Annotated in this window: 12 protein-coding genes and 1 riboswitch; of the genes, 5 read left to right on the forward strand and 7 right to left on the reverse strand. The window is 63.5% G+C overall.

What is annotated here, in order from left to right:
• Positions 1–58 precede the first annotated feature (58 nt).
• A riboswitch (cobalamin riboswitch) is annotated at positions 59–279 on the reverse strand.
• Between the two features lie 151 nt (positions 280–430).
• Positions 431–1,009 (forward strand): hypothetical protein, encoded by a 579-nt coding sequence (locus ACQ4N9_RS11560; protein ID WP_390970341.1) that lies wholly within the window; start codon positions 431–433, stop codon positions 1,007–1,009.
• Between the two features lie 82 nt (positions 1,010–1,091).
• Here the strand turns inward: ACQ4N9_RS11560 and ACQ4N9_RS11565 are convergent, their stop codons facing one another.
• From ACQ4N9_RS11565 to ACQ4N9_RS11590, 6 genes are all read right to left on the reverse strand, one after another.
• Positions 1,092–3,638 carry a dermonecrotic toxin domain-containing protein gene (locus tag ACQ4N9_RS11565; RefSeq protein WP_390970343.1) on the reverse strand — a complete coding sequence of 849 codons (2,547 nt, stop codon included), beginning with the start codon at positions 3,636–3,638 and terminating at the stop codon, positions 1,092–1,094.
• 320 nt (positions 3,639–3,958) lie between these two features.
• Positions 3,959–4,492, reverse strand: coding sequence for a C40 family peptidase (locus ACQ4N9_RS11570; RefSeq protein WP_125462987.1), 534 nt, complete (start codon positions 4,490–4,492; stop codon positions 3,959–3,961).
• A 146-nt stretch (positions 4,493–4,638) separates the two neighbouring features.
• Entirely contained in the window at positions 4,639–5,271 is a 633-nt protein-coding gene (locus tag ACQ4N9_RS11575; RefSeq protein ID WP_390970346.1) for a C40 family peptidase, read from the reverse strand.
• A gap of 127 nt (positions 5,272–5,398) precedes the next feature.
• A complete protein-coding gene (gene hda, locus ACQ4N9_RS11580; protein ID WP_110993035.1) occupies positions 5,399–6,103 on the reverse strand; it encodes a DnaA regulatory inactivator Hda in 705 nt (234 codons plus the stop codon).
• 340 nt (positions 6,104–6,443) lie between these two features.
• Positions 6,444–7,517 carry an AI-2E family transporter gene (locus ACQ4N9_RS11585; protein WP_390970348.1) on the reverse strand — a complete coding sequence of 358 codons (1,074 nt, stop codon included), beginning with the start codon at positions 7,515–7,517 and terminating at the stop codon, positions 6,444–6,446.
• Between the two features lie 12 nt (positions 7,518–7,529).
• A complete protein-coding gene (locus ACQ4N9_RS11590) occupies positions 7,530–8,576 on the reverse strand; it encodes a DUF2066 domain-containing protein (protein WP_390970350.1) in 1,047 nt (348 codons plus the stop codon).
• A 341-nt stretch (positions 8,577–8,917) separates the two neighbouring features.
• On the opposite strand from ACQ4N9_RS11590, the gene purM reads away from it, so the two are divergent.
• The 4 genes from purM (at position 8,918) to ACQ4N9_RS11610 (ending at position 11,730) form a co-directional block, all read left to right on the forward strand.
• The gene (gene purM, locus ACQ4N9_RS11595; protein ID WP_390970352.1) at positions 8,918–9,976 is read left to right on the forward strand and encodes a phosphoribosylformylglycinamidine cyclo-ligase; all 1,059 of its coding nucleotides are present in this window, start codon (positions 8,918–8,920) and stop codon (positions 9,974–9,976) included.
• Positions 9,976–10,629, forward strand: coding sequence for a phosphoribosylglycinamide formyltransferase (gene purN / locus ACQ4N9_RS11600; RefSeq protein ID WP_390970354.1), 654 nt, complete (start codon positions 9,976–9,978; stop codon positions 10,627–10,629). The genes purM and purN overlap by 1 nt, the downstream gene beginning before the upstream one ends.
• Positions 10,630–10,637: 8 nt before the next feature.
• Positions 10,638–11,348: a DUF3108 domain-containing protein gene (locus tag ACQ4N9_RS11605; protein WP_125462983.1), complete on the forward strand. Its 711-nt coding sequence runs from the start codon at positions 10,638–10,640 to the stop codon at positions 11,346–11,348.
• 199 nt (positions 11,349–11,547) lie between these two features.
• Entirely contained in the window at positions 11,548–11,730 is a 183-nt protein-coding gene (locus ACQ4N9_RS11610) for a hypothetical protein (protein ID WP_347150591.1), read from the forward strand.
• A gap of 232 nt (positions 11,731–11,962) precedes the next feature.
• Here the strand turns inward: ACQ4N9_RS11610 and ACQ4N9_RS11615 are convergent, their stop codons facing one another.
• Positions 11,963–12,502, reverse strand: coding sequence for a DUF2058 domain-containing protein (locus tag ACQ4N9_RS11615; protein ID WP_390970357.1), 540 nt, complete (start codon positions 12,500–12,502; stop codon positions 11,963–11,965).
• Positions 12,503–12,529: the final 27 nt, after the last annotated feature.

Below are 12,529 nucleotides of genomic sequence, written 5' to 3' on the forward strand. Positions count from 1 at the left end.
GGAGAACGCGCAGGGGCCGTGGCCTGGGCCACATCGCACTGCGCATCACCCTCCGTGATGCCGTTGGCAGTTCCAGGCCGGTCTCCGGGCTCGTGAGCGGGCACCTGGCCCTTGCCTGCGCGCCTTCCCGGGTGCTTGCACCCAGTGGCCCTGCGCGGTTTTGCACTCACTTACCGTTGCGGGGGCAGCGCCGGAATCGCGCCTTATGACGCCCACCGGCTTCCCAGTTTCACCCTGCCAAACCACGGTTCGCAGGGCACCTGAAACACGCCGCGAAGGTTAGAGGGTTGCACCGGGAGCGTCAATCGAACGTGGGCCGAACTGGCCTGGATCAATGGCCAATCCGTCGGCTTGTGCCACACTGATGGCAGTGATATCACTTAGCCATCAACTTCGCTGACCTCAATGACAATGACAAGGAGCGCCCAGCATGCAAGGCCTGATCATCAACAATACCCAGTTCGAATTCCTGCGCCCGGCGCTGGAGCGCTGGGTCGACTGCATCGACCGCTTCAACCAGCTGCAAGGGGACGCTGACGCGCCCTACTGGCATGGCAGCGCCGCCAACGTCGGCATGCTCGCGGCAGCGGCCTGGCAAGGCGAGCTGGTGGCACTGCAGCAGTACCAGAGCAAGAAGCAATGCGACGAGGGTGAGCGCGAGGGGCGCTGCGACCTGTCGATCAGCAACGCCGAGGCCTCTGTGCACTTGCATGCCGGCCAGCGCTGGCCACGTATCGCCCGCCTCGACCTGGCCTCGGCGCTGCAGGAAACCGCCGCCCAGGCCAAGCACATCGGCTATGCCAGCCAACTCAAGGCCGGCGCGCTGTTCGTCACCCCGTGGAAGGCCGGCCAGCACGCCAGCCCCGAAGAGCTGCAGGACCTGGTCGACGACCTGCAGAAGCACACCGCCTGCGCCATCGCCTGGTACTTCCCCTACGCCTACCGCAAGCTGCACAACGAGCTGGGGCAGTACTTTCCCGGCGTGGCGCTGCTGCTCAAGCAAGCCTGAGTGGCCGATTCAGGCCGGACTCACGTTGGCAGCGGGGCTGTCAGCCGCAAAGAAGCGCTGTGCAAGCCCCGGCGTCTTGAAGTCAGTCAGGGAAGAACCGGTTCGCCAGCTCCGCGCTACCCAGCCGGGCAGTGTAGGCGGCCTTGTCAAATACCGCACCGGTGCGCAGTTCGTAGACATGGCCGCTGGCCGGCCTGGGCACCTCGCTGAGCCTGACACTGACAAAGTGGTAGTCGCCACCGCGGATTTCCTTGAGCTCGTCGACGCGGAAATACGAGCCAGGCAAGAACAGGGTTTCCGCCTCGTTCGGATGGCTGGAGAACGGACTGATGGGCGTGCCATGCTGATAGCTGCCGGCGGGCAGCTCGAACACCACCGAGCTGTCGTCGAAGACGCCGTCCACCCCGCTGCCCGCCACCAGATCATTGTCGGCGGCGAACAGGCGCACGATGTAGGGGTTTTCGGTGAAGGAAGTCAGGTCGGTGTTGACCAGCACATCGCCCACCTTGAACTGCCCACTGCGAAAATGCGTACCACTGGTACTGCGTGTGCCATGGCCTCCGCGATACAGCGGCACGTCGTTGTTGTGCGGTAGCTTCCCCAGGTCATCGGCGAGGTTGTCGAGGTACTCGACTTCGTCGCCGTAATCGAACTCGCGCTCGCCTTCGCGCAGGAACCGATTGATCTTGGCACCGTCTTCTTCCGTGTACATGAAGATCCGGTGATTGCGGTACTCCCCGTCATGGCGGTAGGTGTAAACGCGCTCGCCTTCACTGTCGATGAAGTCAAATCCATCTTCGTCCACCAGCGGCTCCTGCTCGTCATCCAGCACATCGATTGCCCGCCCCTGCAACAGAGCTCGCTGGCGCGCTCGCGCGGCATTCGACAGGGCCTGGCTGCGGTCCAGGTGGGTGTGCATGTACTCATCCCAGAACGCCGAGGGCTCGCTGGCCAAGCCATCGGTCGGCGCCCCACCCAACAGGCGTGGCGGCACCAGCAACTGCCACTCGCCCGCAGCGTCCATCCGCACCGGGCGCAAGGGTCCGAAAGCGTAAGGGTTTTCCGGAGGTACTATCAGCCAGGACGACAGCTCCGGGCTGAAGCGCACCCGGTAGGGCAATCCTTCCAGCTCGATCCAGCAACTGCCGTCCGTGCCGAGCCGAATCCCCTGCAGGCGGTCGCTACCCATTGGCTTGCTGCCAAGCAGCTCGTTGGCCTCATCCCCCTCCAGGCTCGACGTGGGGGCCTGCTCGACCTCCCATTCGGCCAGCGATGCGTCCAATTCATGGAACGGCGCCTGGTAGGTCAGGGACGCCAGGCTGCTGCCAAAACTCACATCCACCATGTTCAAGGCGCCGAAGATCGAATCGAGGATGGCCGTACGCATCGCCGCCTTGCGCTCCTGGGCATCGCGGGCGTGCAAGGCGCCGTCGACCTCCAGGCCGACCTTTGCCAGGGTGGCGCCGAGCAGCACCAGCGACACCGGCCAACCCAACGGCACGAAACCGCCGAACACTTTCAGGAAAGCCCCCAGATAACCCCGCCACAGGGCCTTGCGCAGTTGGCTGTTGTCCACCAGGCGGGCGGCGGTGTGCTGCATTTCCTGCCGGGCATGCTCCACCAGAGCGTCGAGAAGATGCCCGACAGGGCTGCGCTGCTGCTTGAGCACAGCCAACGCGGCCGCATCGCTCGGACTTTCGCCCAGCGCTTGCAGGGCCTGCTGCACCGCTTGCGCAGCCTCGAGGTCTTGCGGGTCGGCAATCAACGCCTGCTGGAACGCTCCCCGGCCCTGAGCCGTGGCCAGGTGCTCGCGCAGCCAGCCTGCCATGCCCTGCAGGTTGTCGAAGCCTCGCAGCGCCTGTTCGGCCCAGGGGCAGTACAACAAGACCCTGGTACCGGGCCCCTGGATTGCATAGATCGCCGCCCCACTGGCGACACCAAGCCCATAGCCGCTTGCACGCAGCTCGACACTCGACTGTTCACGCAGTTGCGCCAGCGAGGGCGCTCGCTGCCCGGCCGACAGCCCCGGCACCACATGAGCGCGTAACTGCGCCGCGTCCGCGCTGTCGATATACCCGCCCCGTTCGGCACGGGCACACTGGCCCAGCAGGTTGACCTTGGCCAGGAGCCTGAAGTCATCTTGGTACGCGGCCCAGAATGCCGATATCTGGCGACGGTATAACTGGGCGAAATCCAAGGCCCAGAAGTCCTGCTGGACATCGCGGGCCAACATTGGCACCTCGTTGCGCTCATCGTAGGTGTGCGCATGAGGCCCCTGGCGATAGAAGCCGCCATAGAGATCGAGCGAGTCAGTAGCTTCCTGGAAGCCGGGGTCGAAGCGCTCGACCATCAATTCGGTGAAGCGCAGAGACTTGGCGGGCGGACTGCTGTGCGCCCATCCCGTAAAGCTGCGATGGCTGGAGCTGGCACGACTGAATTGATGCCACCAGACCTGCCGAGGGTCCCAGTCCTTGCCGGTATGCTTGCGCAGGATGACCGACGCCTGGGTCACGGCCAGCTGGTATGGATCGGGATAAGCGCTCAGGACCTTGTCGGCCAGACGGGCCAACTCGCGCCCGGTACCCAATACCTGCAGGTTGCGCTGCAACATGCTTTCGATGCCGCTCATGACATGCTCCTTTCGATGAAGAAGCACGCATCCTTTACCAGCCGCCACGACCATTCGCGGTATATAAAGCGGCGCTCGCCAAGCCAGTGCGTTGAACCGCCCTGCGCCCGTCTCGCCCGGAATTCACGTGGATAAAGAAACGCGCAGGCGCCGATGCGTTATCGCCGCCTTTCTAACAGGGCGCGTTGCTTGGACAGTAGGACTCGTGGAACCGCAAACCGCGAGGTGGCGTATTGGTTGCGAACGATGTGGGCAACCTGGACTGGCGCATCAACAAGGCGCCCTGAGGGGCACACGGCCAGGCGGGTGGCCCACCGCGCTCAGGGATTCTGCGCCAGATGCCCAGGTGGCAACACGCGCTTGGCCTGCAGATAGGCCTTGGCCCAGTAGCTGCTGGACAGATAGTCCAGGCGCACCGTGCCGCCGGTGGACGGCGCATGGACGAAACGCCCTTCGCCGACATAGATACCGGCATGGCTGACCTGTGCTCCGCCATTGGTGGCAAAGAACACAAGGTCGCCGGACTGCAAGGCATTGATGTCCACACTGGGCGCACGCATGACGATCATGTCGCGGGTAGTACGTGGCAGGCTGATGCCCGCGGCATCACGGTATACGTAGCCGATCAGGCCGCTGCAATCGAACCCTGAATCAGGGGTGTTGCCGCCCCAACGATACGGCGTGCCGACCAGGCCGATCGCGCGGAACAGCACGTCCTCCGCCGCAGGCGATGCCGCCGGTTGCTGGCTGAAGACCATGGGCTGTTTGACCGGCGCCGGGGCAGGTGCACGGCTGGAGCAGGCAGCAAGCAATGCCGCCAGGGAAAGAAATGCGAAGCGCGCCAACATCGCCATGATGCGAACGTCCTGTCAGACAAGCCCCGGCCACGGCCGAAGATGAAAATAGGTGAGAAATTAGATTAGACGCTTTCTGTAAATGCGCACGGCGGCGAGCTTTTCAGCTACGCCGCCGCGGCAGGGTACAGCATTTTGATATCAAATCAATTGCGCGAAATGGTGGTCGGTGCCATGGCCAGCGCGCGCTTGGCTTCGATGAAAGTCTTGCTCCAGTAGCGATCGCCGAGGCTGTCGATGCGCACACCACCGCTGCGGCGGCTGCTGGAGTGGATGAACTGGTTGTCGCCCAGGTAGATGCCGGCGTGACTCACGCGGCCGCGACCATTGGTGCTGAAGAACAGCAGGTCGCCTGGCTTGAGCTTGTTGCGCGCGACTTTGGGGGCATCGACGTTGATCATCTCGCGGGTCGAGCGCGGCAGGTTCATGCCGGCTTCTTCGCGGAACAGATAACCAATGAAGCCGCTGCAGTCGAAGCCTTGTTCGGTGGTGCCGCCAAAGCGGTAACGGGTACCGATCAGCGCCATGCCACGCTCGAGGATGCTGTCGGCCAGCACCGGGAGCTGATAGGGCTTGCTGTTGCTGGAGAAGGCATTCAGGTCATCTTCGCTGGCCAGCTCTTCCTCGGTGAATACGGAAGAAGCGGAAGCCTTGACCTTGAGCGATTGCTCGGCGGCCAGGCGATGATCCTGGGATTGAGTGGCCGGGCCATGAACGGCGCAACCAAACAGAAAGGTGGCAAGTGCAAGTGGCACGAGGGGTGCGAAGCGCTTCAGCATGGGCACGACCGTGTCTGTAGTCCTTTAGAAGGGGGAAACTATGCCTTCTATCAGAACCATTTGCAAATTTTATCGAAAAACATGTGACTTTTCTGTTTTGCCGCTCTGGCCCGGTGTTTTCAGGGGGTCACCAACCCAGGGTTTCCTTGAGGAACGGGATGGTCAGCTTGCGTTGCGCCTGCAGCGAAGCTTGGTCAAGGCGTTCGAGCAGGTCGAACAGCGCACTCATGCTGCGTGTGCCACGGGTGAGGATGAAGTGGCCGACTTCGTCGGTCAGGTGCAGGCCGCGCCGCGAGGCACGCAGTTGCAGGGCGCGCAGCTTGTCCTCGTCGGACATGCCGCGCATCTGGAAAATCAGCGCCAGGGTCAGCCGCGACTTGAGGTCCGCCAGCTTGATCGGCAGTTCGCGGGGCGAGCTGGAAGCGGCCAGCAGCAGCCGTCGGCCACTGTCGCGCAGGCGGTTGAACAGGTGGAACATGGCCTCTTCCCAGTCCGCCTTGCCGGCGATCACGTGCAGGTCGTCGATGCACACCAGCTCGTATTGCTCGAGGTGGTCAAGCAACTCGACGCCACGCTCCAGCAGTTGCGCCAGCGGCAGGTAGACGGCGGGCTCGCCCCGCTGCTGGAAACGCTGGGTAGCGGCTTGCAGCAGGTGGGTACGGCCAACGCCCTGTTTGCCCCACAGGTAGATGAGGCTCTCGGTCCAGCCGGCGTCGGCTTCGCATAGCCGCTCGACGTAGCCCAATGCCGCGGCATTGGCGCCCGGATAGTAGTTGATGAAGGTGGCGTCATCGCGGAGACGCACACCCAGGGGCAACTGGATCGGTTTCATGCTCGCGGGCGGTCGCGGGGACCACAGGGGGCCTTTGGTGAAGAGTGTGCAAAGTCTATACCCGCAACGCGGGCGGCACAATCCGGCAGGGGAAGAGTACAAGTAAAATCAAGCAGTTGCGATGTTCACGAGCCCCTGTGGGAGCGGGTTTACCCGCGAAGATGACACCTCGGTGCCTGGCACGGGCTATGCCCGTGTTCGCGGGTGAACCCGCTCCCACAGGTATCGCGCTAACTTGAAGCAGCATCGTACCTGTGGGAGCTGGCTTGCCAGCGATGAGGCCAGCACTGACAACATAAGACAGTAGCTCCCACAGGTATCGCGCATCTGACGCGGTCACTTACAGGTCCGGATCGATCGCCTCGCCATACATGTCCGACTCCTTGTAGAGGTCATGCACATGCCGCAACAGCACCATGATCACCGCCGCCACCGGCAGCGCCAGCAGCACACCGGTAAAGCCGAACAGCTCACCACCGGCGAGGATGGCGAAGATCACCGCCACCGGATGCAGGCCAATGCGGTCGCCCACCAGCATGGGCGTCAGTACCATGCCTTCCAGCGCCTGGCCGACCATGAACACTGCGACAATCCCCAGCATCGGATACAAATCGCCGCTGAACTGGAACAACCCGGCCACCAGGGCCGCGCCGATGCCGATGATGAAGCCCATATACGGGACGATTGCCGCCAACCCCGCCAGCATGCCGATCAGCAGGCCCAGTTCCAGACCCACCAGCATCAGCCCGCTGGAATAGATGACGCCCAGGGCGAGCATCACCAGCAACTGGCCACGCACGAACGCCCCCAGCACTTCATGGCACTCACCGGCCAACCCCACCACCTGCTCTTCGCGCTGACGCGGCAACAGGCTGCGCAGCTTGGCCATCATCAGGTCCCAGTCGCGCAACAGGTAGAACCCCACCACCGGGATCAGCACCAGGTTGGCCAGCCAGCCGATCAGGGCCAGGCTCGACGCGGTGGCCTGGGACAGCAGTACACCGACAATATCGGTGGTCTGGCCCATGTGCGCGCCGATGGCGGCCTTGATCTTGTCGAACTTCCAGAAGCCATCGGCCAGGCCCAGGCGGCTTTGCACCCAAGGCAAGGCCACATGCTGCAGCCAGTCGAGCATCTGCGGCGCCAGCTCGTACAAGCGCACCAATTGCTTGGCCAACATGGGGATCAGCACCAGCAGCAGGGCCATGAACACCAGGGTGAACAAGCTGAAGACCACCACCACGCCCCAAGTCCGCGACAGCCCGGCCCGTTCGAGGCGGTCGACCAGCGGGTCGGCCAGGTAGGCCAGCAGAATCCCCACCAGGAAGGGGGAAAGAATGTTGTGCAGCAGGTACAGCAGCACGGCGATCAGCAAGGCGGCGCCCAGCCCGATCCAACGACGCATATCAATCATGTCCAAGCCCCCTTACCAGCGAAAACGCAAGCCATCGAACGGCTTGGCTGCAGCGCCAGGGGGTGTCGCGCCCGGCTCGCCCTGGGCCGCAGGTGCCGGCGTGGCCTCGGCAGGCAACTCCTGCAACTTGGCCAGGCCCAGTTGCGCCCGCAACTGCTCACGGTTGCCGGTGACGCCGTAGGTCAGGGTGGCGCCTTCGGCCATCTGCAAACGGGCGCCGTAAGGTTCGAGCACGCGGCTCAGTTCGGCATAGCGCTGCAGGTTCATGCCCTGCACCTGCACCAGCAGGTCACTGCTGGCGCCGGGGCGGGTCACATAGCGCGGCGCCAGGCGGTTGCTCACGGCCAGCAGCACGGCATCGGCCAGGGCGGCCTGGTCGGCTCCTTCGGCGTTGCCCTGCTCGCGCTGGTCGCCCAGCCACAGTTGCCACTTGCCTTGCCACTTGCCGTCGGCCTCGTGGGCATGCACTGCCAGCAAGGCATTGGCGCCGTAACGCTCGGACGCCTCGCGCAGCGGCGCCGGGTCATTGCCCTCGAGCTGCTTGGCGTTGGCCACCAGTTGTTCCTGCAGGTCGGCCAGCGGCAGGCGCAGCGGCAGGCCACGGTGCTGGGCGGCACGGCGCAGCGGTTCGGCGGCAGCCTGGCCATCGCCGACCAGGTTGCTGCCCTCGACACTGTCGTAGAGCCACCAGCCGATGATCGACGGACGGTTGTTGCCCCACAGCGCCAGGCCAGCCTGGCGCAGCGCGCGCTCAGTGCTGCCTGGGTCGAACTCGACCAGCAGCGCCTCGGGCGGCCCGGCCTCGGTGCCGACCTGGTTGATGATTTGCTGGGGATCCTTGCGCAGGGCAGCCAAGGCCGGGCTCTGCGCCGCCTTGGGGTCGCCGGTCAGGCGCAGCACCAAGGTGTCCAGGGCCTTGCTGGTAGCCTGGGCGCGGGCATCGGCGCCCTGCCCTTCGACAGGTTCGCGAACCTGATACAGCCCGGTGACGGTCTCGGCCTGCGCCGCAGCGCCGACCAGCACCAGGCACCCGGCCGCGATGTAATTGAAAAGACGCATTGAGGATTCCTGTCCAGATGACCACGAGCGACGAGCCCGGACCTGCCGGCTGTGACCGCGCAACGCAGAGAAATGCTCCGCTGCTGCGGCCCTTTGTGCCCGTCACGATGCCTATACCTTATACAGGCACCGCCGCGGCAACCAGTCGCGCACCGTGAAAGCGCTTTTTTGCCCAGATTTCCGGCCTGCCCGTCGGCCTGAGGATGGCCGCTTCGGGGCAACCCTGATAAAATCGCGCGCCTTCGCAGACCAGTGACGTACAGGCAGCCGCCGCTTTTGAAGCCGGCCTTGGCCGTCCCGGTCGTTTTCCAAGAATCCCTCCCTCTTAAAGGCCTGGATCAATGAGCAAGCAACCCTCCCTGAGCTACAAGGACGCCGGTGTAGACATCGACGCCGGCGAAGCACTGGTCGAACGCATCAAGGGCGTCGCCAAGCGCACCGCACGCCCTGAAGTCATGGGTGGCCTGGGCGGCTTCGGCGCCCTCTGCGAGATCCCGGCCGGCTACAAACAGCCGGTGCTGGTCTCCGGCACCGACGGTGTCGGCACCAAGCTGCGCCTGGCACTGAACCTGAACAAGCACGACAGCATCGGCCAGGACCTGGTCGCCATGTGCGTCAACGACCTGGTGGTGTGCGGCGCCGAGCCGCTGTTCTTCCTCGACTACTACGCCACTGGCAAGCTCAATGTCGACGTGGCCGCCACCGTGGTTACCGGCATCGGCGCCGGTTGCGAACTGGCCGGCTGCTCGCTGGTCGGTGGTGAAACCGCCGAAATGCCAGGCATGTACGAAGGCGAAGACTACGACCTGGCCGGCTTCTGCGTCGGCGTGGTGGAAAAAGCCGAGATCATCGACGGCTCGAAAGTCGCCACCGGCGACGCCCTGATCGCCCTGCCGTCCTCCGGCCCGCACTCCAACGGCTACTCGCTGATCCGCAAGATCCTCGAAGTGTCCGGCACCGACATCGAAAACACCCAGCTCGACGGCAAACCGCTGACCGACCTGCTGATGGCGCCGACCCGCATCTACGTCAAGCCGCTGCTGCAGCTGATCAAGAACACCGGCGCAGTCAAGGCCATGGCCCACATCACCGGTGGCGGCCTGCTGGACAACATCCCGCGCGTACTGCCGAAAAACGCCCAGGCCGTGGTCGATGTGGCCAGCTGGCAGCGCCCGGCGGTGTTCGACTTCCTGCAGGCAAAAGGCAACGTCGACGAGCACGAGATGCACCGCGTACTGAACTGCGGCGTCGGCATGGTCATCTGTGTCGCCCAGGATCAGGTCGAAGCCGCCCTGAACGAACTGCGCGCCGCCGGTGAGCAGCCTTGGGTGATCGGCCACATCGCCGAAGCCGCCGAAGGCGCCGCTCAGGTCGAGCTGCAGAACCTCAAGGCACACTGATGCCGAGCAAGACCTGCAACGTCGTGGTATTGCTGTCGGGCTCCGGCAGCAACCTGCAAGCGCTGATCGACAACACCAGCGCCAGTGACAGCCCGGTACGCATCCGCGCGGTGATTTCCAACCGCGCCGATGCCTACGGCCTGGAACGTGCCAAGGCAGCCGGTATCGACACCGCGCTGCTCGAGCACCAGGGTTTCGACGGCCGCGAAGCCTTCGATGCGGCGCTGATGGCGCTGATCGACGGCTTCGAGCCCGACCTGGTGGTACTGGCCGGCTTCATGCGCATTCTCAGTGGCGGCTTTGTACGCCACTACCAGGGCCGCCTGCTCAACATACATCCGTCACTGTTGCCCAAGTATAAAGGCCTGCACACCCACCGGCGCGCGCTGGAGGCTGGCGATGCCGAGCACGGCTGCAGCGTGCACTTCGTCACCGAGGAACTCGACGGCGGGCCTTTGGTCGTACAGGCTGTGGTTCCGGTTGCAACGGACGACACCGAGCAGTCGCTCGCCCAGCGCGTGCACCTGCAGGAACACCAGATCTACCCGCTGGCGGTGCGCTGGTTCGGCGAAGGGCGCTTGCGTCTGAGCGAACAGGGTGCATTACTGGATGGCCAGCCGCTGGCGGCCAGCGGTCACTTGATTCGATCCTAGGAGAATTTATGCGTCGCGCCCTGCTCTTGGCTCTCGCCGTGCTCGCCCTGCCCCTCCAGGCAGCTGATCTGAAGCCTTTCGCGGCCAGCTACACGGCTGACTGGAAGCAGCTGCCCATGAGCGGTACTGCCGAGCGCAGCCTGGTGAAGAACGCCAACGGTACCTGGGACCTTAATTTCAAGGCCTCCATGATGATCGCCAGCCTCACCGAGCAAAGCACCCTCAAGCTCGACAACGACACCCTGCTGCCGCAGAAGTACCACTTCGAACGCGGCGGCCTGGGCAAGGCGAAGAAAGTCGACCTCAGCTTCGACTGGAACGGCAAGAAGGTCACCGGCAGCGACCGTGGCGACGCGATCAACCTGCCGCTCAACCGCGGCGTGCTGGACAAGTCGTCCTACCAGCTGGCGCTGCAGCATGACGTGGCCGCCGGCAAGAAGAGCATGACCTACCAGGTGGTCGACGGTGACGAGATCGACACCTACGACTTCCGCGTGCTGGGCACCGAGAAGGTGGCGACCAAGGCCGGCCAGGTCGATGCGATCAAGGTCGAGCGCGTACGTGACCCAAGCCAGAGCAAGCGCATCACCGAGCTGTGGTTCGCCAAGAACTGGGACTACCTGCTGGTGCAACTGCGCCAGGTCGAGACCGACGGCAAGGAGTACGTGATCGTGCTGCAGGACGGCACGGTCGATGGCAAGGCGGTCAAGGGTAACTGATTGATCACTGCCCCAGTAACACCGGAAGCCCCGCATTATGCGGGGCTTTTCTTTTGCGGCGAATACCGCTCCTACAGGGCATGCGTTGCGCTCCATGAAACTTGTTTCATCGCCGTTTAATTTACTTAGCCTGCTAACAAATTCTATAAAGAAGGCCTGCGACACAGTGCCGCAGCCCATCAAGCAGTGGAGTTTGACGATGACAGTTCAAGTAACCGAACGCGACGAATCGAAAATGTCCCACGAAGGCCTGGCCGCTGGCGTGCGGATCTGGGACGTGCACCAACAGGGCCAACTGGTCGGCATGTTCCACGAAGAACACCTGGCCCAGCAGTACCGCAGCGAACTGGAAGTCCTGGAAAACCAGCGCACTAGCCAGTGACACCGCCTTCAAACAAAAAACCCCGCCTAGGCTAATGCCGGTCAGTTAAGCCAATTGGGGCCGCTTTGCGGCCCTTCGCGGGTAAACCCGCTCCCACAGGTTTCGCGCCAGCTTCAAGCATTGCGCAATCCTGTGGGAGCGGGTTTACCCGCGAAGGGCTACAAAACAGCCCCATGAGTGTCGATGAAAGGTTAACTGACTGACATTACCGCCTAGGCGGGGTTTTTCATGCTTACCACATCAGATCGTCAGGGATCTTGTAAGCGGCGTACGGATCGTCCTCGTCCGCCTCTTCGACATGGGTGTTGAGCAGCAGGATGCGGTTGGGATCGCGCTCCTGGATCTTCACTGCCGCTTCACGCGGAATCACTTCGTAGCCGCCGGCATGGCCGACGATCGCCAGCGCACCGTTGCTCAACTTGCTGCGCATCAGGGTGTTGACGGCGATGCGCTTGACCTTCTTGTCATCGACGAAGTTGAAATAGTCCTCGGTGGTGAGCTTGGGCAGGCGGGTGGCCTCGATCAACTGCTTGATCTGCGCGGCGCGGGCTTTCTGCTCGGCCTTTTCCTGGACCTGGCGGTTCAGCTCCTGGTCTTTTTTGGCCTTTTCGGCCAGGGCTTCCTTGGCCAGGCGCTGCTGGCTGTCGTCCACCTCGACCTGGCCTTTGTGCTCCAGGCGCTTCTGTTTTTTCTCAGCCTTGTTGGTCTGGGAAACCTGTTTCTGGTTGACCAGGCCGGCTTTGAGCAACTGGTCGCGAAGGGAAAGGCTCATGGGTGTCTTTACTCACTTATGCATCGG

This window comes from Pseudomonas sp. ES1, assembly GCF_050586605.1.
Lineage (GTDB): Bacteria > Pseudomonadota > Gammaproteobacteria > Pseudomonadales > Pseudomonadaceae > Aquipseudomonas > Aquipseudomonas sichuanensis.

Coding starts and splice junctions, on each gene's coding strand:
- ACQ4N9_RS11560 (WP_390970341.1), top strand. CDS start 431: ATGCAAGGCCTGATCATCAACAATACCCAGTTCGAATTCCTGCGCCCG.
- ACQ4N9_RS11565 (WP_390970343.1), bottom strand. CDS start 3,638: ATGAGCGGCATCGAAAGCATGTTGCAGCGCAACCTGCAGGTATTGGGT.
- ACQ4N9_RS11570 (WP_125462987.1), bottom strand. CDS start 4,492: ATGGCGATGTTGGCGCGCTTCGCATTTCTTTCCCTGGCGGCATTGCTT.
- ACQ4N9_RS11575 (WP_390970346.1), bottom strand. CDS start 5,271: ATGCTGAAGCGCTTCGCACCCCTCGTGCCACTTGCACTTGCCACCTTT.
- hda (WP_110993035.1), bottom strand. CDS start 6,103: ATGAAACCGATCCAGTTGCCCCTGGGTGTGCGTCTCCGCGATGACGCC.
- ACQ4N9_RS11585 (WP_390970348.1), bottom strand. CDS start 7,517: ATGATTGATATGCGTCGTTGGATCGGGCTGGGCGCCGCCTTGCTGATC.
- ACQ4N9_RS11590 (WP_390970350.1), bottom strand. CDS start 8,576: ATGCGTCTTTTCAATTACATCGCGGCCGGGTGCCTGGTGCTGGTCGGC.
- purM (WP_390970352.1), top strand. CDS start 8,918: ATGAGCAAGCAACCCTCCCTGAGCTACAAGGACGCCGGTGTAGACATC.
- purN (WP_390970354.1), top strand. CDS start 9,976: ATGCCGAGCAAGACCTGCAACGTCGTGGTATTGCTGTCGGGCTCCGGC.
- ACQ4N9_RS11605 (WP_125462983.1), top strand. CDS start 10,638: ATGCGTCGCGCCCTGCTCTTGGCTCTCGCCGTGCTCGCCCTGCCCCTC.
- ACQ4N9_RS11610 (WP_347150591.1), top strand. CDS start 11,548: ATGACAGTTCAAGTAACCGAACGCGACGAATCGAAAATGTCCCACGAA.
- ACQ4N9_RS11615 (WP_390970357.1), bottom strand. CDS start 12,502: ATGAGCCTTTCCCTTCGCGACCAGTTGCTCAAAGCCGGCCTGGTCAAC.